The organism is Pseudomonas sp. S3_B11 (assembly GCF_054667715.1).
The window spans coordinates 1,686,923-1,707,371 of the sequence record NZ_CP162749.1 but is presented as its reverse complement, the minus strand read 5'-3'; the positions used below and the strand labels follow the sequence as shown (position 1 = coordinate 1,707,371).

General features: G+C 58.2%; 22 protein-coding genes and 1 tRNA gene. 12 read left to right on the top strand and 11 right to left on the bottom strand.

Going from position 1 to position 20,449, the window contains the following annotated elements; all coding sequences use genetic code 11:
* The gene (locus tag AB4O22_RS07985; RefSeq protein WP_003203135.1) at positions 1–1,026 is read left to right on the top strand and encodes a carbon-nitrogen hydrolase family protein; all 1,026 of its coding nucleotides are present in this window, start codon (positions 1–3) and stop codon (positions 1,024–1,026) included.
* A 691-nt stretch (positions 1,027–1,717) separates the two neighbouring features.
* Positions 1,718–2,413 carry an HAD family hydrolase gene (locus AB4O22_RS07980; RefSeq protein ID WP_223472285.1) on the top strand — a complete coding sequence of 232 codons (696 nt, stop codon included), beginning with the start codon at positions 1,718–1,720 and terminating at the stop codon, positions 2,411–2,413.
* A gap of 14 nt (positions 2,414–2,427) precedes the next feature.
* On the opposite strand, the gene AB4O22_RS07975 is transcribed toward AB4O22_RS07980, so the two are convergent.
* Positions 2,428–3,321 (bottom strand): LysR family transcriptional regulator, encoded by an 894-nt coding sequence (locus tag AB4O22_RS07975; RefSeq protein ID WP_003203140.1) that lies wholly within the window; start codon positions 3,319–3,321, stop codon positions 2,428–2,430.
* Between the two features lie 94 nt (positions 3,322–3,415).
* Between AB4O22_RS07975 and AB4O22_RS07970 the strand changes: the two genes are divergently transcribed.
* Positions 3,416–4,582, top strand: coding sequence for an MFS transporter (locus tag AB4O22_RS07970; protein WP_003203142.1), 1,167 nt, complete (start codon positions 3,416–3,418; stop codon positions 4,580–4,582).
* Positions 4,583–4,657: 75 nt separating this feature from the next.
* Here AB4O22_RS07970 and AB4O22_RS07965 read toward each other — a convergent pair whose 3' ends face one another.
* Positions 4,658–5,512 carry a LysR substrate-binding domain-containing protein gene (locus tag AB4O22_RS07965; protein ID WP_003203143.1) on the bottom strand — a complete coding sequence of 285 codons (855 nt, stop codon included), beginning with the start codon at positions 5,510–5,512 and terminating at the stop codon, positions 4,658–4,660.
* 106 nt (positions 5,513–5,618) lie between these two features.
* On the opposite strand from AB4O22_RS07965, the gene AB4O22_RS07960 reads away from it, so the two are divergent.
* The gene (locus AB4O22_RS07960) at positions 5,619–6,263 is read left to right on the top strand and encodes an FMN-dependent NADH-azoreductase (protein WP_013693658.1); all 645 of its coding nucleotides are present in this window, start codon (positions 5,619–5,621) and stop codon (positions 6,261–6,263) included.
* Between the two features lie 85 nt (positions 6,264–6,348).
* On the opposite strand, the gene AB4O22_RS07955 is transcribed toward AB4O22_RS07960, so the two are convergent.
* Both AB4O22_RS07955 and AB4O22_RS07950 read right to left on the bottom strand, forming a co-directional pair.
* A complete protein-coding gene (locus AB4O22_RS07955; RefSeq protein WP_013693659.1) occupies positions 6,349–6,693 on the bottom strand; it encodes a cupin domain-containing protein in 345 nt (114 codons plus the stop codon).
* Positions 6,694–6,878: 185 nt separating this feature from the next.
* Positions 6,879–7,766 carry a LysR substrate-binding domain-containing protein gene (locus AB4O22_RS07950; RefSeq protein ID WP_027913167.1) on the bottom strand — a complete coding sequence of 296 codons (888 nt, stop codon included), beginning with the start codon at positions 7,764–7,766 and terminating at the stop codon, positions 6,879–6,881.
* A gap of 108 nt (positions 7,767–7,874) precedes the next feature.
* Between AB4O22_RS07950 and AB4O22_RS07945 the strand changes: the two genes are divergently transcribed.
* From AB4O22_RS07945 to AB4O22_RS07935, 3 genes are all read left to right on the top strand, one after another.
* A complete protein-coding gene (locus tag AB4O22_RS07945; protein ID WP_460096092.1) occupies positions 7,875–8,249 on the top strand; it encodes a tautomerase family protein in 375 nt (124 codons plus the stop codon).
* 165 nt (positions 8,250–8,414) lie between these two features.
* Complete coding sequence (locus tag AB4O22_RS07940; RefSeq protein WP_028237311.1) at positions 8,415–10,583, top strand: TonB-dependent siderophore receptor; 2,169 nt, start codon at positions 8,415–8,417, stop codon at positions 10,581–10,583.
* A 135-nt stretch (positions 10,584–10,718) separates the two neighbouring features.
* Positions 10,719–10,970 (top strand): hypothetical protein, encoded by a 252-nt coding sequence (locus tag AB4O22_RS07935; RefSeq protein WP_028237312.1) that lies wholly within the window; start codon positions 10,719–10,721, stop codon positions 10,968–10,970.
* A gap of 256 nt (positions 10,971–11,226) precedes the next feature.
* Here the strand turns inward: AB4O22_RS07935 and AB4O22_RS07930 are convergent, their stop codons facing one another.
* Together AB4O22_RS07930 and AB4O22_RS07925 are read right to left on the bottom strand one after the other, a co-directional pair.
* The gene (locus AB4O22_RS07930) at positions 11,227–12,201 is read right to left on the bottom strand and encodes a hypothetical protein (protein WP_460106693.1); all 975 of its coding nucleotides are present in this window, start codon (positions 12,199–12,201) and stop codon (positions 11,227–11,229) included.
* Between the two features lie 47 nt (positions 12,202–12,248).
* A tRNA-OTHER gene (locus tag AB4O22_RS07925) sits at positions 12,249–12,360 on the bottom strand.
* 150 nt (positions 12,361–12,510) lie between these two features.
* Here AB4O22_RS07925 and AB4O22_RS07920 point away from each other — a divergent pair.
* Positions 12,511–13,077, top strand: a complete 567-nt coding sequence (locus AB4O22_RS07920; RefSeq protein ID WP_305440855.1) for an RNA 2'-phosphotransferase — start codon at positions 12,511–12,513, stop codon at positions 13,075–13,077.
* Between the two features lie 116 nt (positions 13,078–13,193).
* On the opposite strand, the gene AB4O22_RS07915 is transcribed toward AB4O22_RS07920, so the two are convergent.
* The gene (locus AB4O22_RS07915) at positions 13,194–13,598 is read right to left on the bottom strand and encodes an acyl-CoA thioesterase (RefSeq protein ID WP_013693665.1); all 405 of its coding nucleotides are present in this window, start codon (positions 13,596–13,598) and stop codon (positions 13,194–13,196) included.
* A 122-nt stretch (positions 13,599–13,720) separates the two neighbouring features.
* A complete protein-coding gene (locus AB4O22_RS07910; RefSeq protein ID WP_003203157.1) occupies positions 13,721–14,470 on the bottom strand; it encodes a substrate-binding periplasmic protein in 750 nt (249 codons plus the stop codon).
* Between the two features lie 217 nt (positions 14,471–14,687).
* On the opposite strand from AB4O22_RS07910, the gene AB4O22_RS07905 reads away from it, so the two are divergent.
* The 4 genes from AB4O22_RS07905 (at position 14,688) to AB4O22_RS07890 (ending at position 17,656) form a co-directional block, all read left to right on the top strand.
* On the top strand, positions 14,688–15,488 hold the full coding sequence (locus AB4O22_RS07905) for a DUF6630 family protein (RefSeq protein WP_003203159.1): 801 nt from the start codon (positions 14,688–14,690) through the stop codon (positions 15,486–15,488).
* A 161-nt stretch (positions 15,489–15,649) separates the two neighbouring features.
* On the top strand, positions 15,650–15,802 hold the full coding sequence (locus AB4O22_RS07900; protein ID WP_003203160.1) for a hypothetical protein: 153 nt from the start codon (positions 15,650–15,652) through the stop codon (positions 15,800–15,802).
* Between the two features lie 39 nt (positions 15,803–15,841).
* Positions 15,842–16,489, top strand: a complete 648-nt coding sequence (locus tag AB4O22_RS07895) for a VOC family protein (RefSeq protein WP_003203162.1) — start codon at positions 15,842–15,844, stop codon at positions 16,487–16,489.
* Positions 16,490–16,702: 213 nt separating this feature from the next.
* A complete protein-coding gene (locus AB4O22_RS07890; protein ID WP_003203164.1) occupies positions 16,703–17,656 on the top strand; it encodes an alpha/beta fold hydrolase in 954 nt (317 codons plus the stop codon).
* 128 nt (positions 17,657–17,784) lie between these two features.
* On the opposite strand, the gene AB4O22_RS07885 is transcribed toward AB4O22_RS07890, so the two are convergent.
* From AB4O22_RS07885 to gabT, 3 genes are all read right to left on the bottom strand, one after another.
* Positions 17,785–18,273, bottom strand: a complete 489-nt coding sequence (locus tag AB4O22_RS07885) for an Lrp/AsnC family transcriptional regulator (RefSeq protein WP_003203167.1) — start codon at positions 18,271–18,273, stop codon at positions 17,785–17,787.
* A gap of 45 nt (positions 18,274–18,318) precedes the next feature.
* Positions 18,319–18,975 carry an HAD family hydrolase gene (locus AB4O22_RS07880; protein ID WP_003203169.1) on the bottom strand — a complete coding sequence of 219 codons (657 nt, stop codon included), beginning with the start codon at positions 18,973–18,975 and terminating at the stop codon, positions 18,319–18,321.
* Between the two features lie 90 nt (positions 18,976–19,065).
* Positions 19,066–20,358 (bottom strand): 4-aminobutyrate--2-oxoglutarate transaminase, encoded by a 1,293-nt coding sequence (gene gabT / locus AB4O22_RS07875; RefSeq protein WP_003203170.1) that lies wholly within the window; start codon positions 20,356–20,358, stop codon positions 19,066–19,068.
* Positions 20,359–20,449 lie beyond the last annotated feature (91 nt).

The window sequence follows — 20,449 nt, the reverse complement described above, 5'->3', positions numbered from 1 at the left end:
ATGTCCCTGCCTACTGTAAAAGTCGCCGCCGCCCACGCCGCGTCCGTGTATATGAACAAGGCCGCCTGCGTAGACAAGGCCTGTTCCTTCATCGCCGAAGCGGCCGCCAATGGCGCCGAACTGGTGGTGTTTCCGGAGTCCTTCATCCCAGGTTTTCCGGTCTGGGCGGCGCTGTGGGCGCCCATCTATAACCATGATTGGTTCAAGCTGATGGTCGAGAACAGCGTGATGATTGACGGCCCGGAGATCACCGCCATCCGCTCCGCCGCACGGCGCCATGGCATCCTCGTTTCCTTGGGGTTCAGTGAAGCGACGCCGGCCAGTGTCGGCTGCATCTGGAACTCGAACGTACTGATCAGCGAACAAGGCACCGTGCTCAACCACCATCGCAAACTGGTGCCTACCTTCTATGAAAAGATGGTGTGGGCGCCCGGCGATGGTCACGGCCTGCGTGTGTCCGATACCCGCATCGGCAAAATAGGCACCCTGATCTGTGGCGAAAACACCAACCCCCTGGCCAAGTACAGCTTGGCGGCGCAAGGCGAGCAGATCCACATCTCCGCCTGGCCGGCGATCTGGCCGACGCGCAAACCCGGCGGCCAGAATTTCGACAACCTCGCGGCCAACAGAATTCGCGCAGGGGCGCAGTGCTTTGAAGCCAAGGTATTCGGCATCTTGAATGCAGGCTTCATGGATGATTCGATGCTCGACATGCTCTCGGCCAGCAGTGATGAGCAAGCCATCGAAGTGCTGCGCAACAGTCCACGTGCCGCTACGCAATTTCTCGACCCGGCGGGGGCCTCCATTGGCGACCTGTTGCAGAACGAGGAAGGCCTGGCTTACGCCACTTTCGATTTGAACGAATGCGTGGAGCCGAAGCAGTTTCATGACATCGCCGGTTATTACAATCGCTTCGACGTATTTGACTTGACGATAGACCGGCGCCGGATTACCCCTGCCACCTTCAACGACCCTGTGGACTCTAACTGCAACCGGGAATTACAGGCGTTGCCTGAACTGGACTGATTGCTGGAAAACGCCATGAGCTTCTGCTGAAGGCCGGTGTGGCAGTTGTGGGGCAGACAGTATGCACTGCCTATTCGCCACTATCGAGAAAGGCAGTAGGAATGGCTTATCCTTCAGCCAGCTGAAACCGCAGGGTATGGGGATAGCCCTCCTGATTGGTGCCTCAAGGTATCCAGTATTCGAGCGTTAAAATCCATTGCCGGAGCAACATCGTGGCCCTGCGACTCACCTTGTTGGTTCATGCCCGTGCAGCATCTGCACGCTCGGGCAGCTTTTCTAGTGACGATCCCCTCGAAATGGATGGGCCTATGGATGGATTCACTGGACGGTAGGGGGAGAGTCATCGCGATCACCCAGCGGACTGACCACCAAAATACACCTCGCCTGCGACACCCATGGCTTCCCGCTGGCCATCATGCTCTCACCCGGCGAGAACGTTATTGAGCGACTGTTCAGTTGGCCCAAAGAAAAACGTCGGATCTGTACGCGTTACGACAAACTGGCCAGCAGCTTTAAAGCCATGGCCACACTGGCCTGCATCGAGAGATGCTTGCGGACTGACTTTTCAGACAAACCCTAAGGGCCCTTATCGCATCCGGCAAATCGCGTTCTGCTGTTTCAAAAAGGTTCTTCAAGCGAAAGTCTGTCTGTAATCAAGTTAGCCAATGCATCGTGATCGCTGGGAGGGAACTTGGCACCGAAAGCTATTCTGTTCGATCTGGACAACACACTCACTCATCGCGCGCTCAGCATTGACCGCTATGCCGAGCGATTTCTGCATGAGTTCAAGACTCAAATCGCTGAAGCAGACATCCGTCAGATCTCTCATCTGATCGCGCGCACCGACAACGGTGGGTATCTGCGACCGGAATCTGAATATTCTTCCATCCGCGAGGCGGTTGGGTACACGCTAGCCCAGGAGCTGAAGTGGACTGGGCCAGTCGATCCCAAGCGATTAATTACACACTGGATGAATCACTTCCCGAGCGCTGCGGTTGAAATGCCAGGCGCTGGCGCGATGGTTCAAGCACTTCATCGCAAGGGTATTGCCATGGGCGTCATCTCCAACGGCGCCGAGCATTCGCGACGGCGGACTTTGGCGGCACTACCTTTCGGCGAAACCATTGAAACCATGATTTGCTCCGAGGCGTGCGGCATCGCGAAACCGACGCCTGAGATATTCCATCTGGGAGCGCAGGCGTTGGGAGTTCGTCCTGAGCATTGCTGGTTTGTCGGTGATCACCCACAGAACGATTACCTGGGAGCTACAGCAGCCGGAATGCTTGCCGTCTGGTTGAGTGGATTCCATCCATGGCCAGCGAGCATAACGCCAGCGGAGCGTTCCATTAAAACATTGGAAGGACTCCTGGACATGCTTACAACCTAGCAACGGTCCGGCGCTTACATCCGGTGATGCTCCACCAAAAAGTCCACAAACAACCGCACCCGCGCCGGCATTGCCGAGCCCCCTACGAACACCGCATGAATCGGTTCCCGATCACCTGGGTTCCAGGCTTCCAGCAGCGGTATCAGGTCGCCGCGCTGCAGGTCCTCGCTCACGGTGAACTCGCCGATGCGCGCAATACCGGCACCTACTCGCGCAAGTTGCGCCAGCGCTTCACCACTGCTGCATTCGATGTTGCCGCTGACCTTCAGGGAGAACTCTCGTCCGTCGCGGATGAACGGCCAGTTGGGTTCGGCACGTCGGAAGTTGAAGCGTAGGCAATTGTGCCGGAGCAGGTCTTCCGGTTCCTCGGGGGTGCCGTGGCGCCGCAGATAGTCGGGCGATGCCACCACTACCTGGCCGGTATCGCCGATCCTGCGCGCGGTCAGTGGGCTGTCGGGCAGATGGCCAAAGCGTACCGCTACGTCGGCCTGGCCGCCGAGAATGTCGACCACTTCGTCGCCGAGGGTGAGGTCGACGACGATGTTCGGGTAGCGGGCGCTGAACGCTGCCACCAAGGGAACGATGGCCAGCCGCCCATGGCCAAGGGCGGCGCTGACGCGCAAGCGACCCCTGGGTACGCCCTGGTCGGCGATAGCTTCTTCGACCTCGGCCATGTCGGCCAGGATACGCCGGGCGCCGCGCAGGAACGCCTCACCCTCGGCGGTGAAGGTGATCGCTCGGGTGGTGCGCAGCAGCAGGCGGGTGCCAAGGCGTTGTTCGGTACGCGCGATGATCCGACTGACCGCCGAGGGTGTCAGCCCCAATGCACGCGCGGCGGCTGAAAGGCTGCCTTCTTGCGCCACGGTGGCGAACACGCTCATTTCACCGGACCTGCCGTTAAAGTCCATTTGTGCTCCTTACGCAAAGGTGATTGCCAAAAATGCTATCTACCGCCTGAAAAAGTTGGATCGTAGCATTGGCGGCATAGATAAGGAGCCTTCCATGCGTATCAATCCACCACTTGTCGCACTCGCCATTGGTGCCTTCGGCATCGGCGTTACCGAGTTCGCCCCCATGGGCATGTTGCCGGGCATCGCTGCGGATCTCGGCGTCTCCATTCCCGCTGCGGGTCTGTTGGTCAGCGCTTACGCCCTGGGCGTTCTGCTCGGCGCGCCGCTGATGACCCTGACCACCGGCAGGATTCCCCGGCGCTATCTGCTGATCGGACTCATGGCGATTTTCACCTTGGGTAATCTGATGTCAGCCTTGGCGACCGATTACTACAGCCTCATGGTCGCCAGGGTGGTGACCTCACTGAACCACGGTGCGTTCTTTGGCGTTGGTTCCATCGTAGCCGCCAGTGTGGTCGCCCCAGAGAAGCGTGCTGGGGCGGTCGCGGCCATGTTCATGGGTCTGACCCTGGCGACCATCGGCGGCGTGCCGCTGGCCGCCTGGTTTGGCGAACTGTTCGGCTGGCGCACCGCTTTCTGGGGTATTACCGGCCTAGGCGTGGCGACCATGGCCGCGTTGTGGTTCGCCCTGCCCAACCTGCCGGCGCCGCAAGGCGTCGGTGTACTGGCCGAAATTCGGGTACTGGGCCGCGGACCGGTGCTGGGAGCGTTGGCCCTGACCGTCGTCGGCTCGGGTGCCATGTTTACCGTCTTCACCTACATCGCGCCGATCCTCAGCAGCGAGACCCATGCGTCCACAGCCTACATCACGGCCATGCTGGTGCTGTTCGGTGTGGGGTTGACGCTGGGCAACATGTGGGGCGGCAAGGCCGCCGACCGCTCGATAGACCGCACCCTGATCGTTTCGCTGAGCGTGCTGATTCTTGTCTTGCTGGCGTTCACCGTACTGATGCGTTGGCCGCTGCCGGCCGCCGTGGCCATCCTGATATGGGGTATCGCCAGCTTCGCCCTGGTGCCGCCGCTGCAGATGCGCGTCATGGAAGCAGCCAAGGACGCGCCCAACCTGGCCTCGGCGGTGAACATCGGCGCCTTCAACCTCGGTAACGCGATTGGTGCGGCGCTCGGGGGGGCGGTGATCAATGCGGGGTTGGGGTATCCGGCGATTTCCCTGGCCGGGGCGGCAATGGCGGGGTTGGGTTTGCTGATGGTGTTGGCTTTTGCCTGGCGCTCCAGAGCGATTGCAGCTGCAGTGGTGTGAGGATGATGTGAGGATGATGTGAGGGGGACTGTTAGTCGCCATTGAGGCGCTCAAGCAGCCCCTTTGAAATGACAATCAAGCCCTGCGCTTGGCGCAATACTCCAGCATGAGCTGAGTGACCGCTGCCACAATCGTCTGATCCGCATCAGGCGAGGTGAACAGCCGACATTGCGCATCCGGCAAATCCGGCAACCCATGTTCTACCCCAATGACCGCCAATCCTTGGCCCAACTGACTCAGAGGCATGGGCGCTACCGCGAAGCCTGCCAAGGCCGACGCCCGTAACCCGGCCGTGCTGCTGCACAACATCACTGTGCGTTGGGCGATCCCCGCCTGCGCCAGCCTTGTCAGCGCGGCCTCGCGATAAGGGCACGGTTCGGGGAACAGGGCCAGCGGCAACGGCGTGGGCAATCGGGCGACGGGTTGCGCCGACCAGGCCCACACCAGCGGCTCTTGCCATAGCAACAGCCCTGCTTCGCTGGTTTCGCACAGCGAACCGATGACCACCTCCAGATGCCCTTGCTTCATCAGCGCCAGTAACGTCCCCGGAATGTTCACCTGCACCTCGATCTCCATTCCGGGGTACTGCGCGGCGAAATCCTGAACAGTGCGCAGTAATCGAGCCTCGACAAAATCTTCGGACACTCCGATTCGCAGCCGTCCGTGAAACGGCGTGCGTGTCAGGTCTGTCCAGGCATCACGGTTGAGCGCGAGGATCGTGCGCGCATAAGAGACCAGGCGCTCGCCATCGGCCGTCAGTTGCTGGGAACGGGTGGTGCGCGTCAACAGGGGTTTACCAATCTGTTCTTCCAATCGCCGCACGTGGCCACTGACCGCAGACTGCGTCAGGTGCAGCTTCTGGGCGGCGCGGCTGAAGCCGTCTTCATCGACGACCGTGACCAATGTCTTGAGCAGCAGAGCATCGAACATAGTTTTATACGTGATCAATTGAGCTTTAATTTACGATTTATATTTCAATTACAACTATGTTGCAATGCTCCCACCTGCCCTGCCTTCCCCTCATTCAAGGTGTGTCATGACGACTCTTCTCCATATTCAGTGTTCTCCACGCAAGCACCGCTCGGCTTCCCTTGAAGTCGCGCGCAGTTTCATTGCGCGTTATCAAGCAAACACCCCGGACACCGAAATCATCACCCTCGACCTCTGGAACATGGCCCTGCCGGAATTCGATGATCTGGCCATGGAGGCTAAATACGCCGGGCTCAATGGCACGCCGTTGACTACCGCACAACAAGAGGCCTGGAACACGTTAGAAGCGTTGGCAAGTCACCTGCACCGCGCGGATGTACTCGTGATGTCCGTACCGCTGTGGAATTTCAGCATCCCGTACAAACTCAAGCACTTCATCGATCTGGTATCGCAGAAAGACATCCTGTTCAGCGTTGACCCGCAACGCGGTCTGGAAGGCATGCTGCACAATAAACTCGCCGTGGTGATGTACGCCCGCGGCCTGGATTTTTCGGCGCAGTCGATCACACCGGCGGAGCGCTTCGACTTCCAGAAACCCTACGTGGAAGCCTGGCTGAAATTTATCGGCATCACGGATGTGCATTCGGTGATTGTGGAGAAAACCATCCTGGGAGAAGACGTCGATCGGCACGCACGTGAGGCCGCGACTCAGCAGGCCAGGAACCTGGCAGACAGCTTTATCAGCACCTGATGATCGATGAGAAGAAGGCAGAAGATCCGGCGTGTGGGCATTTGAAGGATTGGCTGGTTGCTCAGTTCAAGTAAAGTCAACGAACTTAACCTTGCCTGACAATATCGACCGAGATCTCCACCGCCGCAATCGTGCCTCTGTTCTCAAGCCAGTGCGTGGTGTTCCTGTCCTCGGGCCAGCCCACTCCCGGCCCGTAATCCGTGGCGACGCCATTTCGATGGTCAGTGATCGTTCCTTGCAGAATGTAGACGGTGCCTGGTCTGTCGACATGGTTGTGAATCGGCCCGAAGACGCCTCCAGGCTCGATGGTCACCCTGCGCATCCTGAGTTGGCGCCCGGCCATACCCTCGATCTCAGGCCCCAGGTCAATCGTTGACAGTAACGTCACCGTTACCCCTTTCGTCTCAGGCGCCACCTGTTCGTTGCTCATCGCGCGCTCCCAACTTTACTTACAGGGCCTAACTGGAAGTAAAGACCCTGAAAGGTGTGATCCGTTGGAAGGCGACAAAGGGTCGATTGCCGGCCTTCGCGACAGGCCGTTGTAGACCCAGGCTGTGTAAAAACGTATCCCTGCTTTTTGACCTATGTATCAAAATCCCAATCTGACACCTCCCACTACTGCGCAACCGCAAAACCGAACGTGTGCTCTTGCAGGCTCGTTTTGATCAACGCGGCCAGTTGCCGGATGGCGGGCGTCGGGTCTTCTCCACTGCTGTGAAGCACATAGCCAAGGCTTGGTACGGCCGGCAAGCCGGAAACGACAGCGAGATGACTCGGCAGCCCGATGCGAGTTCGCAGCGTCAAGCCCAAACCGGCGGCGACGGCCGCCCAGATACTCGCGACGCTGGGGCTGGTCAGGGCGATTCGCCAGGGAATTTTCGCGACATCCAGTGCCTGTGTGGCAGCGCTACGCAATACGCAAGGCGCGTCGAACATGATCAATGGCAGCGGTGAGTCAGCAAGGCGGGTAAGTGACGGCATGTCACGAGCCCCGATCCAGTGCATCTGCGTTTCGCCCAGCCGCGTGGCATAGGGCGACATATGCCCTGTGTCCCATGTCAGGGCCAAGTCCAGGCCAGCACTTTCGACCAACGCAAGCAGTTCGGCGTTACGCGCGATCCTGACCTCGAGAATCACCATCGGGTAAGTCTGGACGAAGCGTCGAAGAATCTCGCTCAGTAAATGTTCCCCAAAGTCTTCTTGAAGCCCGAGGCGAATTGTCCCCGCGGTTTGGCTTTCATGCAGGGTCTGGAAAATGCCGTCGTTCAGTTCCAGCAACCGACGGGCATGACTGAGCAGTGATTCACCTGCGGGCGTCAAGACTAACCCTCGACCGGATTTGGCCAGTACCGGAGTACCGATCTGCTCCTCAAGTTTCTTCAATTGAGCGCTCACGGCAGAAGTCGATCGACCGAGACGATCCGCCGCTTTGGCAAAGCTGTTGAACTCCACGCCGGTGACGAAAGTACGCAATACATCAAGATCGAAGGTCGGACGGCGCATTGAATAGTCCACTAATTTGGGATGATCACCTCTATTAAATCTGATATTCGGAACTATCGCGACTTGATAGTTTTCCCCCCTGTCGCTTTAGCCATGGGAATAACTGTTATGCCGTTTTCACGTATTTCACTGCACCGGGGGAAGTCGGCCGAGTATCTACAAACATTGTCCCAAGGGCTGCACGATGCCTTGGTTGATAGCTTCGAGGTGCTGAAGACCGATCGCTTCCAGGTCATCCACCAACATGAAGTGGGCGAGTTGATATTTGATCCCGACTACCTGGGTGGGCCGCGTAGCCATGACTTTGTGCTGATCACGATTACCGCTGGCCGCCCTCGAAGCGTCGAGACGAAACAGCGTTTCTACCGCGACCTGGTCGAGAAACTGAGGCGAGCTCCAGGTCTCGACGCGGAGGATGTAATGGTGGTGATCACCACTACGGCCAGCGATGAATGGTCGTTTGGTGGTGGCCGGGGCAACTAGCCTTCAAGTTTGTGCGGGGTACGACGGCCATCGTGGATGACTGTACGGTGGCGGTGCACCCTGCGCACCGCCTACTCCAACCGCAACAAACTTTATCGCTTAGATGAATCCTGTGATACTTAATGCGAATTACTCTCACACGCATTAGTATCTAAGGATCTATCCATGTCGACTTGTGCCACCCCGCCACGTCACTTCACCCCTGCCCGCAATCTTCTGGCCATGGCAATTTGCATGGCCACCCTCGCCCCAGCCTTTGCCGATGACAACAGCACCACCCCACCCGCCACCCTGGAACTAGACGCAACCGAGGTCTCCGGGAGCGGCCAACTGGGGAGTACCACGGAAGGCACCGAGTCCTACACCACCGGCGCGATGTCGACCGCGACCAAACTCCCGCTGACGATGCGTGAAACCCCACAAGCCGTCACCGTCATTACGCGCCAGCGCATGGATGACCAGGTGATGACCGACATCAACGACGTGGTCAAGGCGACGCCCGGTTTGTTCCTGGACTTTTCCTCTGGCCCTGGTCGGCAGATCTACAAGGCACGCGGTTTTGAAATCGACAACTTGATGTATGACGGCATCCCGAGTGGCTACAACGGCGTTAACGTTGGCGCCCAGCCTAACTTGGCCATGTTCGATCGAGTCGAGGTGGTGCGCGGTGCCACCGGCCTGGTGACAGGTGCAGGCAACCCTTCGGCCGCCATCAACCTGATCCGCAAGCGGCCATTGGCCGAGCAGAAAGTCACCCTGACCGGTGCGGCCGGCAGCTGGGACGACTACCGTGGCGAAGTCGACGCCTCCAGCCCCCTCAACGACAGTGGCACGCTGCGCGGCCGGGTCGTGACCTCTTACCAGGACGCCAACAGCTTCATCGACAATGTCGAGGAGGACCACGGCCTGTTCTATGCCGTCACCGAAGCGGACCTGAGCGAAGACACCACCCTGACCCTGGGATTTTCCCATCAGAAGGACAAGACCAATTACTTCTGGGGCTCTTCGATGATCGGCCAGGACGGCCATCATCTGGACCTGCCACGTTCCTACAATCCGGGGACGGATTGGGAGAACAAGGATCAGGAGATCAACACCGTATTCGCCGAAGTCCGTCATCGCCTGGCCAATGACTGGAACCTTCAGGTCAACGCCAACTACTCCGAACAGAACGCGTTGTTCTCCGGCTCTTACCAATCGCGCTGGGTCAACAACACACTGGCCCGCACGGTCTACCAGGCCGACTTCGATGAAAACCAGGCCGGAGTAGACGCATTCGCCAGCGGGCCCTTCGAGGCGTTCGGACGCAGCCATGAACTGGTGGTGGGCGCCAGCAAGCGCATCTACGACATGACCACCCACAACTACAGCCCGTACGACACCAACTGGCCGTTCAATGCGGGTAAACCGGACTTCGTCCACACCAACAACCAGCGCGAAGTGACCACTCAGGATGGCGTCTACCTCACCACACGCCTGAGCCTGGCCGACCCGTTGAAGCTGATCCTCGGCGGGCGCCTGGACTGGTACGACTACGATAACCGGGATGGCGATGGCGACTACAAGGTCACCCGTAACCTCACCCGTTACGCCGGCTTGATCTACGACCTGGACGAGCATCACTCAGTCTACGTCAGCTACAGCGATATCTTCACGCCGCAGAGCTCCAAGGATACTTCCGGTAGCCCGGTCAAGCCGATCGTCGGCAAGAACTACGAGGTCGGCATCAAGGGCGAATATTTTGATGGCGCGCTGAATGCGAGCGTGGCGCTGTTCCGCGTCGACCAGGAAAACCGCGCCGTGCAACTGTTTACAGCAAACTGCCCACAGGCAACCTGCTATGAAGCCTCCGGCGAGATTCGCAGCCAGGGTATCGACTTCGAACTGCAAGGCGCCTTGACCGAAAACTGGCAAGTCGGCGGTGGCTACACCTACGCACGAACACACACTATCAAGGACGCCGCCAACCCACAGAACGTAAACAAGCAGTTCGACACCGACACGCCGGAGCATCTGTTCAAGCTGACCACCAGCTACCACTTCCAGGGCCCGCTGGAAAAACTGCGCGTGGGCGGCAACGTCTCCTGGCAGAGCCGCATGTACAACGACATCCTGCTGGCTGATGGCAGCAAATACCGCCTCGAACAGGGCAGCTACGCGATCACCGACCTGATGGCCGGCTACCGGGTCAGCCAGAACCTGGACTTGCAGGTCAACGCCAACAACATCTTCGACCGCAGGTACTACTCGACCATCGCCAACTCCGTGAGCTATGGCGGTGACTCCTACGGCAACCCTCGCAATATGATGCTGACCGCCAAGTACAGCTTCTAGAAAGCAGAAAAAAGGGGACGTAACTTGGAGCGTCCCCTTTTCAACCCATAGCAATGCACTTGCGACCATCCTCATGGTCTACCGGAAGCCGCAAATTTCACCTCCCGCACACATCTGCGCTAGAGAGACAAGTACATGAAAATGGCTGCCATTTTTGCACTCACCTGGATTGGCTTCACCTCAGCGGGTGCATTTGCCGGTGATCGGAACCAGGACTATCGAGAGGCAAACAGGCGCCACTGGGAGCAGCAGCGGGAAATGGATCGAGCCGCAGACAGGAAACACCGCGAGCGCCATCAAGAGAGGGAGCGGGAAGAACGCAAGCATTATGAGGAAATGGAGCGGGAAGAGGCCAGGCGTAGAGCGCAGTACTATCAAGAGCGGTAGAACGTCTGCCGCGATTGGCTTCATCAGGCGCCTGATTCTGTCACTGCCTATATATCCGGAATTGAACTGGCCTGTAGCATGCAGAGACCTATGCCTCAGCAGAAAATCCGGATCAGACTATAACTTGACAGCCGTGGTCTGACCCGACTCTGCGATTTTGGCGCGATCTAGTTACCTTTACAAATATCTGGAAAAACCAAGCTTGAAAGTTCCTTGAAATTATTAGCATCAAGAAAACTCATGTCCTGCTTCGCGATCACGCGTCCAGGATAGCTTTTTTCTTTCTGTCAAAAGTTGTGGAAACGAAGCCATGGTTACCGACCATTCTAAGCGCCTTTGAAATACGCTCAGGATAGCTCTTGCCTGCCCACTTCCGCAGGGTATCTTCTGGCGCGCCACGCAAGTTCAGCTCCTCGCAAACGGCCTCTTGAACAAATCTACCAAGATCGCAGGATGCGATTAGCCGAGCATCAATTGCGGCTAGATACCGCATGAGTATGGAAACGAGTGTAGAAATATCCTTAAGAGATGGCTCGCTCTTAGAACTGTATCGCTCAAGGGTTTTTTCGAAGTCTATACCGGCATGCTCGGCAGCCAGATACTCCTTATCCGCGATCAAGTCCGAAACGACCTTGGGATCTAGCGGATCCGTATCCATGTCGTGTACGAGTACATTGCGCCATGCAACCAATAGGACCACAGCCGAGTGATAGGACGGTCTTAGAGGAATGGCGGAAATGGCAGGTCCGTTCAAGGTTTGAGCGTGGGAAAAAAGCCCACCACAACGAGCATTCAACGATAGCGTTTTTTGTTTGCCACAGAACTTTTCCGAAAAATCACGCAGGACAGACTTGATCTCGGATGGGCGATCGATGACTTCATTCAGTCGCGTCTCGAGCATTGATATGCCGCTTGGCGTGAGCGCCTGGCCCCTTTGGATAATCTGAGGCTCTTTTCTCAGCACTGAACGTAAGGTCATATCAGCCAATGGGCTCGGACCAACGCCTAAGTCTTCAAGGTAATGATCCAAGGCATCACAGGCCGTTACCATCAAAGACTTTATTGCAAACCCTCTTGCCTCACGCTCAGCCTGGATGAGATCACCAGGAGCCCAACTAACAGCAAGATCCTTGGGTTTCAACGCGATTCCTGCACCGACCCCGCATAAACCGATCACGACACTGTTCAGGTTTCGCACCGGATTGCCAAGCTTGGTACGGAACAGCTTCAAAGCTCGCGTACGTAAAATTATAGTGCTCGTCATATTGCTGCTTAACGTGAAGTAGGCCGGATTCGAACCGGCATGGAGAAAACTTCTTCTCCCCCGCGGATAATGTAAAGCCGAAGCTTAAGTAAAGGGCGGGTGAGCTTACCGATGCTCAACTACTCCGCCGCGGATAGTACCAACGCAACTGAGTGATATCAACTCAACATCACTCAGAATGAGCCCGCTTCGGCCTCCGGGTAACGTTCGTTTGAGTGCCTCCATGCCGCCAAGCACAGTACTATCTGTAATCAGCCAATGAAAAAGGACCTTTCCTTGAACAAGAAACAACGTGACGACATCAGCAAGCTCCTCAGCTACGTACTACGCCATGCCCCCGAATCCATGGGGCTCGTCCTGGACCGCGACGGTTGGGCCGACATTGATAATCTGATTTCGAACGCCAACCAACATGGCCATACCTTCGACTACCAGATGCTGCACGAGGTGGTCGAGACCAACGAAAAGAAGCGTTTCACGCTCTCTGAAGATGGTCAACGCATCCGAGCCGCACAAGGTCACAGCACCGGGCAGGTCCAGGTGCAACACGTCGAAAAAACACCACCTGCCCAGCTCTATCACGGAACCGCCGGCCGCTTCATGGCCTCCATCGAGGTGCAGGGCTTGATTCCAGGCAGTCGGCACCATGTCCATCTGACTGAAAGTCCCGAAACAGCAATGGCCGTTGGCAAGCGCTATGGACAACCTGTACTACTCGCTGTTGATGTACAGGGTATGAGAGAGGCAGGGGTTCGGTTCTTTCAGGCGGACAATGGCGTTTGGCTGGTGGAGTCGGTACCTGCGGCCCACTTGAAGACGGTAGAGGACAAAACTCACACATGAATGGGTCCGTTTTTTACCGTGGTCTGACCCCGATTTCCCGCGTTTTTTACCGTGGTCTGACCCCGATTTCCTATGACCCCGATTTCTCATGTCCGGACGAACATCTTTCCAGCGGATTATGAAAGAAGCGCTCTCAGTTGCGCGGGAACGGCTACAACTTCTTTGGTTTCCGGCGAGACACATACATGAGTGACATTCGCCACAAAAGATAAGGGCCCATTAACAATGAACCCTTCGACCAAAAACGTGAACGAATGAACGCCCAACTTCGCCACGCTGACTTTGATAGACAACTCATCATCCCACGTCAAAGGCATCAGAAACTCCATTGACATGGCGCGTACGGGCGGCAATATCTCAAAGCCCATCAGGGTTCTAAGACCGGGCGTGCCCAGCCATTCATCGAGTGCCACATAGATAGCCTCTACTGAAAAATATGAAAATCGCGGTGTGTAAACCACTCCTGCCGGATCACAGTCGCCAAACAAAATAGTTCTACTGACGAAAACCGCCTTGGGCATTGGTCTATTTCCCTTTAGTTTTCAGAGCCTTGGTACATATTTTGTCACTCAAGGATGATAACCATTATGAGCGTAGAAAGCCGTATTAATACCTGGGACCGGCTTTCGCCGGTTCCGTGCGTTCATTGTCCAACCGCCCCCTCATACCGCCGCTGAATCCGCTCCAACTCCCCGGAACGCCGCAACTGCTCTAACGCACTGGCCCACGCCGCCACCACTTCATCGTCACTGTCAGGGCTGAAGGCGATGTACAGCGACGAGCGATACAGTTCGATAGGAATTCGCCGCAGCGTGCCCGGCGCGATGTTCAACTGACGGCTGTAGTAAGCCACGCCCGCATCGGTGTCGCCGATGATGATGTTGGTGCGTCCGGCAAGCAGCATGCGGTAAAGCAGCTTGCTCTCGGTGGCGCTTTTATCCAGGTTGTTGAAGCCCAGCGACTGCAACATCTGCGGCACCAGGCCGGCGTGGCGGGTGGTGATCTGCGGGGCACGCAGCAGTTGTTCCAGGGAGTTCACCGGCGGCGTACTGGCCAGTTGATAGGGATGGATGGACTCTTCCACGATCGGTCCGACCCATTTGTACAATGGCTCGCGCTCCGGTGTGCGGAACAGTGAGTACATGATGGTCTTGGGTCGCGTCTTCAGTACCTGGGTGGCTCGCATACTCGGCTGCAACAGCACCTCGAAGTCATTCCCGGTGAGCGCCATGATGGCCCGGACGATCTCGGTGGTCATGCCGGTGAGCTGATTGTTTTCCTGATAGTTGTACGGTGCCCACTCTTCGGTGATGACTTGATACTCCTCGGCCCCGGCATCAACCGTGCCGAGCAACAGGCAGAGCAGCGCTGCAGCCGGTGTCGAATGTCTCACGTGTTCTCCCGCCGGATTGTTCGGTGTTTGTACATGGATGAAGCCTGATTCAAGGGGGCAAGGTAAGCATAGACCCAAACACACGCCCAACAGTTGACGCAGTCCACATTCCGCCCCTTAGCAACCCCCAGGCCTTGGTGTACGATCAGCGCGATCCGGATATCGGCCAGCGTACGCGGCGCTCCCCTTTCGCCCTTCTCCCTGTGACCCCGCCCACATGAATCCAATCGACCCACTGTCGTTTCAACGCATCATCACCGCCCATGGCAACGTCGAAGGCGCGGCGTATTTCGACGCTGAGGAAAGCCTCGTCCATGACGTGTTTGCTGACCGCATCGTTTTCCAGACCAACTACCTGGATTACCGCAGTTATGAGGTCGATCTCGCCGAGGGCAGCGTACGCGTGCGCAAGACGCGGCTGGATAACTACTCGCGCGGCCATAAGGCACAGGTGATCGATGACGACATGGACGACGAGGACTGGGCCGAGCTCGGTAGCCTGTGGCAGCGCTTGAGCCACGACCTGGACACCCAGGAGCAAGGGCCTCAGCCCGATTTGGCCGAGACCCTGGCCGATCTGTTTGATTGCCTGTTCGACGAGGCGCGCGCGCAGGCGCTCATTCAAAACATCCCGGTGCCTACCGGGCAGTGGGATTGGGCTTGGACGCAGGTTGAGTCAGCGCTCACCGAGGCCAATCAGTTGGCGGGGTTCGAATGGAAGGAGTGGTCGTCCTACGGGGTCGATGCCGTCAATGCCCTCGCCCCGCTGCGGCAACTGGGCATTGAAATCCCTGCGCCTGAGCGTAAAGCCATCGATGCTATCAACCGCGCCAACGATTGGGAGCGTGCGCTCCTGCAGTATTTCAACGCCCAGCTGGAGGCCCATGACTTGAAGTTGTTGGCCATCGGCACGCACTTCGATGAATACCAGGCCTTCGCCTGCCTGCCCATGAACGGTCTGGGCCTGATCAACGCCCTGGAGATCATGGGCAGGCTGGGCATCGTCTACAAATATTAAGCGACTGACGCCACGCGCTTTCGGTCCGTTTTAACAAGCCCATAAAGGGCTACCCCTCCTTTGAGCCTCGAAGTGACGACATGACAAACTGTGATCAATGCGGGTTCCTCCTCCCTTACGACACTGCTGCTTGCCCGCGATGCGCCGGGGAAATTCAGTACATGGTAGAGGCACACGCGCCAAGGTCCCAGCCGTCGAAAGGGCAGAAAATCCTGAAATGGGTGCTGATCGGTATTGTGGTCGCAGTGCTGGCAGCGGTGGCGGCGGTCATGTGGATCTTGCACTCGCTGGGGCCGATGCCTTCTTTTGGTTGATGGCGACAGATACTTCCCAACCCACGGATGGATGAACACATGAAAACCACCATCGATCACCTCGTCATCGTGGCAACGGACCTCGATACCGGCTGCGCGTTCGTGACTGACGCATTGGGCGTCGCCCTTCAACCTGGCGGAGTCCATTCACGCATGGGCACCCATAACAGGCTGCTGCACCTTGGCCCCGGGCTCTACCTCGAAGTGATTGCCGTGGACCCGTCCGCCATACGTCCGGACCGGGCACGCTGGTTCGGCCTTGATCAATTGGCCCCCCATTCGCCGGCACGCCTGGCGACCTGGGTGGCACGCACCGATGATATCCATGCGGCTCGTGATGCCTGCCCTGGACTTGTCGGGGATGTCGAACCCATGACGAGAGGAACATTGAATTGGCAAATAACCGTACCGGCTGATGGAAGCCTTCCCATGGATGGATCAATCCCCACCCTCATTCAATGGGCACCTGGGCCTCATCCGGCGGACATGCTCCAGGACAAGGGCTGCACGCTATTGGCACTGGATGTCTTTCATACGAATCCGGAAAAAATCAAAGCGATCCTGACGGCCATGAACTTTTCTGGCCCGGTCCATCTTCATGCACTGCAAGCGCCTTCGGCACCCTACCTGGTTGCGCATATTCAAACGCCAAATGGCCTGAAGACATTGCCGCTTTTACACGTGTGACCGTTTGGGGCGGCTTCGCCACCCAGCGGGAGCAAGCTCCCTCGCCACGAAGACTCACCTCGCAACCGAAGCGAAACGCAGCTATTGGAATTTTCCAATAGTTGCTATCGATACCGGCGCCGTTCTCGTCCACGGCCTCTCTCTCTAATCTGCCCACCAACGCGATCGACGACGATCGCCGCAGATCAAACCGACCTTATGGAGAGAGAAACGATGAACACATTCAACCGCACCCTCGCTGTCGCCACCCTGGCATTGGCCACCCTCAGCGCCGAGGCCGCGTCGCCTGTCCAGGCCGCTGCCAGTGCGTCTGCTGTCGGCAGCGTGGTCCAGTCCGCCAGCTACATCACCACCAAGGATGGTGTCCAGCTGTATTACAAGGACTGGGGCCCGCGCGATGGTCAGGTCGTGACCTTCAGCCACGGCTGGCCACTGGACTCCGACAGCTGGGAAGGCCAGATGATGTTCCTCGCCTCGAAGGGTTATCGCGTGGTGGCTCACGATCGTCGCGGTCACGGTCGCTCCAGCCAGCCTTGGGAAGGCAACGACATGGATCACTACGCCGATGACCTGGCGGCGGTGATTGAAGCGCTGGACCTGAAGGACGTCACCCTGGTGGGCTTCTCGACAGGGGGCGGTGAAGTGGCTCGCTACATCGGCCGTCACGGCACCGCTCGAGTGAAGAAAGCCGTGCTGGTGTCCTCTGTCCCGCCGTTGATGCTCAAGACAGACACCAACCCTGGTGGCTTGCCTATCGAGGTGTTCGATGGCCTGCGCAAGGCGTCCCTGGAGAACCGCTCGCAGCTGTACCTGGACATCGCCTCGGGCCCGTTCTACGGCTACAACCGCAAGGGCGCCAAGCCATCCCAAGGGCTGATCCAGTCGTTCTGGGTGCAAGGCATGCAGGGTGGCAGCAAGAATACCTATGACTCGATCGCGGCATTCTCGGCGACCGACTTCCGCGGCGATCTGAAGAAGTTCGATGTGCCGACACTGGTGATTCATGGCGATGACGACCAGATCGTGCCTATCGACGCTTCAGGCCGAGCCTCGGCGGCGCTGATCAAGGGCGCTCGACTGATCGTCTACCCTGGCGCGCCGCACGGCTTGACCGAGACGCACAAGGATCGCCTCAATCAGGATCTGCTGACCTTCCTCAAGGAATAAAAGCCCAGATCCCTTGTGGGAGCGAGCTTGCTCGCGATGGCGGTAGATCAGCTTACCTCAATGCTGAATCTGCCTACGCCTTCGCGAGCAAGCTCGCTCCCACAGTTGCTCCAGGATGGATCTCGGGTTCAATGCCGCAACAACTTACGCAATGGAATCTCATCCTTGCGCACCGGTGACTTGATGACGATGTAGCTGAAGTACTTGGAGATGCCGATGTTTTTGTCCAGCAGGCTTTCCATCACGTCCTGGTAGTCCTGGATGCTGCGGGTCATGAAGCGCACCAGGTAGTCGTAGCCGCCACTGATGAGGTGGCATTCGAGTACTTCATCCACCAGGCGGATGTTGGATTCGAACTTGGCGAAGTCCTCACGCTTGTGGTCGCTCAGGGTGACTTCGGTGAAGACCGTTACCGAATCGGTAATCTTGGCCAGGTTCAGATGGGCCTTGTAGCTGGAAATGTACCCCAACGACTCCAGTCGTTTGACCCGCTGCAGGCACGGGCTGGCGGACAAGCCCACGGCATCGGCCAGGCTGACGTTGGTCATGCGACCATCTTTTTGAAGCTCTACCAAAATGCTGATGTCGATCCGGTCCAGTTTCGCTAAACCTTCCATCGCATACCTCTTGCCTGCCGTTTGTAAGACAATCTTCTAACAAAATCAGCGTCGTAAGGACAGCTGATGCTGAGCGACCAGATCAGCCATGCTGTTGATGCAGTAGTCCGCCGCACAGGGCGCGGGAGACATGTCGGCGTTGCGGCAGATCAGGCAGACAGCCCCAACCGACCGTGGGTGGGCGCCGGGACGGGTCACCTGGAGAATCGTCTCGGCGCTCAGGCCATTGGCCGCCAACCAATCGTGATCCTGCAACGGGTCGCTCGCCAGCGAAATAAAATCATCAGGCTCGATGCCCAGGCGCTCGCACAACACGCCCCGGTCCTCGGCATCGCGATCCCCCTGCACCAATAACCGATAGAACTTGCGCAGGTAGAGCATCGCACCCGGCGCATCCTCGAACAGCGTCCAACCGGCAGCCGAGCGGGCGAAGCTCATGCCCTCCTCCCAACTGACCTTGAGCTTCCAGCGCTCGGCCAATTGACGGTGGGCGAAACACAGCAAGCCGCTGAAGCCCAATTCGCCGAAACGCGGGTACAAGGCTTGCAGCACCTCGTCAAAATCGGCGAGCACCTGTGCTTTGTCCAACGGCTCGCCATGGTTTTCCAGCAACGGTTGCAACGCCGTCCAGACGCCGGAGTCCCGATCCACCAGGACCTCATCGCAGTCGATCAACAACGCCCGATATTCAGTCAGCCTCATCTGTAAAGCCTCCGATGATGTCCCATCGATCAATGCTCCATTAACAACCGCCACTGACGATCGCCCAGGCAAACGTCATGAACGCGGGCGTCAGCCCAGGACGCGTGCCAAGGCGCCGTCGAGAATCTGCAACGCTTCGTCGATCTGCGCCTCGCTGGTCACCAGCGGCGCCAGGAAGCGCAAGACGTTGCGGTACACCCCGCACTTGATCACCAGCAAACCACCGGCCCGGGCTTCGTCGATCAGGCGTTGGTTCAGGTCGGCGTCCGGGGTGCGCGCGTCGTCATGCTTGATCAGTTCGATCGCCAGCATGAAGCCGCTGCCGCGCACGTCGCCGATCTGCGGGTAACGGGTTTGCAGATGCAACAGGCCCTGACGCAAGCGCTCACCCAGGACTTCACCACGGGCCAGCAGCTGTTCCTGCTCGTACGCCTCGATCACCGCCAGCGCCGCCGCGCACGACAGCGCATTACCGCCGTAAGTACCGCCCAGGCCTCCCGGCAGTGGAGCGTCCATGATCTCGGCCTTGCCAACCACGCCCGACAGCGGCAAGCCACCGGCGAGGCTCTTGGCGACCGTGACCAGGTCCGGCTGGATGCCGGCGTGCTGGAAGCCGAACCATTTACCGGTGCGACCGAAACCGGTCTGGATTTCATCGAGAATCAACACAATGCCATGCTTTTGCGTCAATGCGCGCAGGCCCTGCAAAAACTCGACGGGGGCCGACAGGAAACCGCCATCGCCCTGCACCGGCTCGATGATGATCGCTGCGACCCGTTCAGGTGCCACTTGAGTGGCCAGCAGCTCGTCCAGTGCCTGGAGCGCCATCGCGCTGGTGACGCCGCGATAGGCATTCGGATACGGCGTGTGGAAGACCTCCGGGGCGAACGGACCGAAGTTCTGTTTATACGGCTGGCTCATGCCGGTCAGCGTAGTGCCGAGCAAGGTCCGGCCATGGAACCCGCCGCGAAAGGCAATCACGGCCGAGCGGTTGGTGTGGGCCCGGGCGATCTTCACCGCGTTTTCCACCGCTTCGGCACCCGAGGTGAAAAATGCGGCTTTATAGGCATGCTGGCCGCCGATCATTTCGCACAGGCGCTGGGCCAGGTCCAGGTAAGGCTTGTAGGCCACGACCTGGAAGCAGGCATGGGAGATCTTCTGCAGCTGGGCCTGCACGGCCGCGACGACCTTGGGGTGATTGTGGCCGATGTTCAACACACCGATGCCGCCGACGAAGTCCAGGTAGCGCTTGCCGTCCACGTCCCATAATTCCGAGCCCTGGGCCCGATCGATCACCAACGGGTGCGCGGTGACCAGGCCACGTGGCACGAATTGATCACGCTGACGGAGCAAACTTGGGGTTTCTTCGACTTTACTGTTCATTGGCATTTCCCATCGTGAGCCTCGCACCCAGGAAGCGGCTGCGGTGTGTTCACAGGTTAAGCGTTCGACGCGATTGTCTAAGCCGAACTTG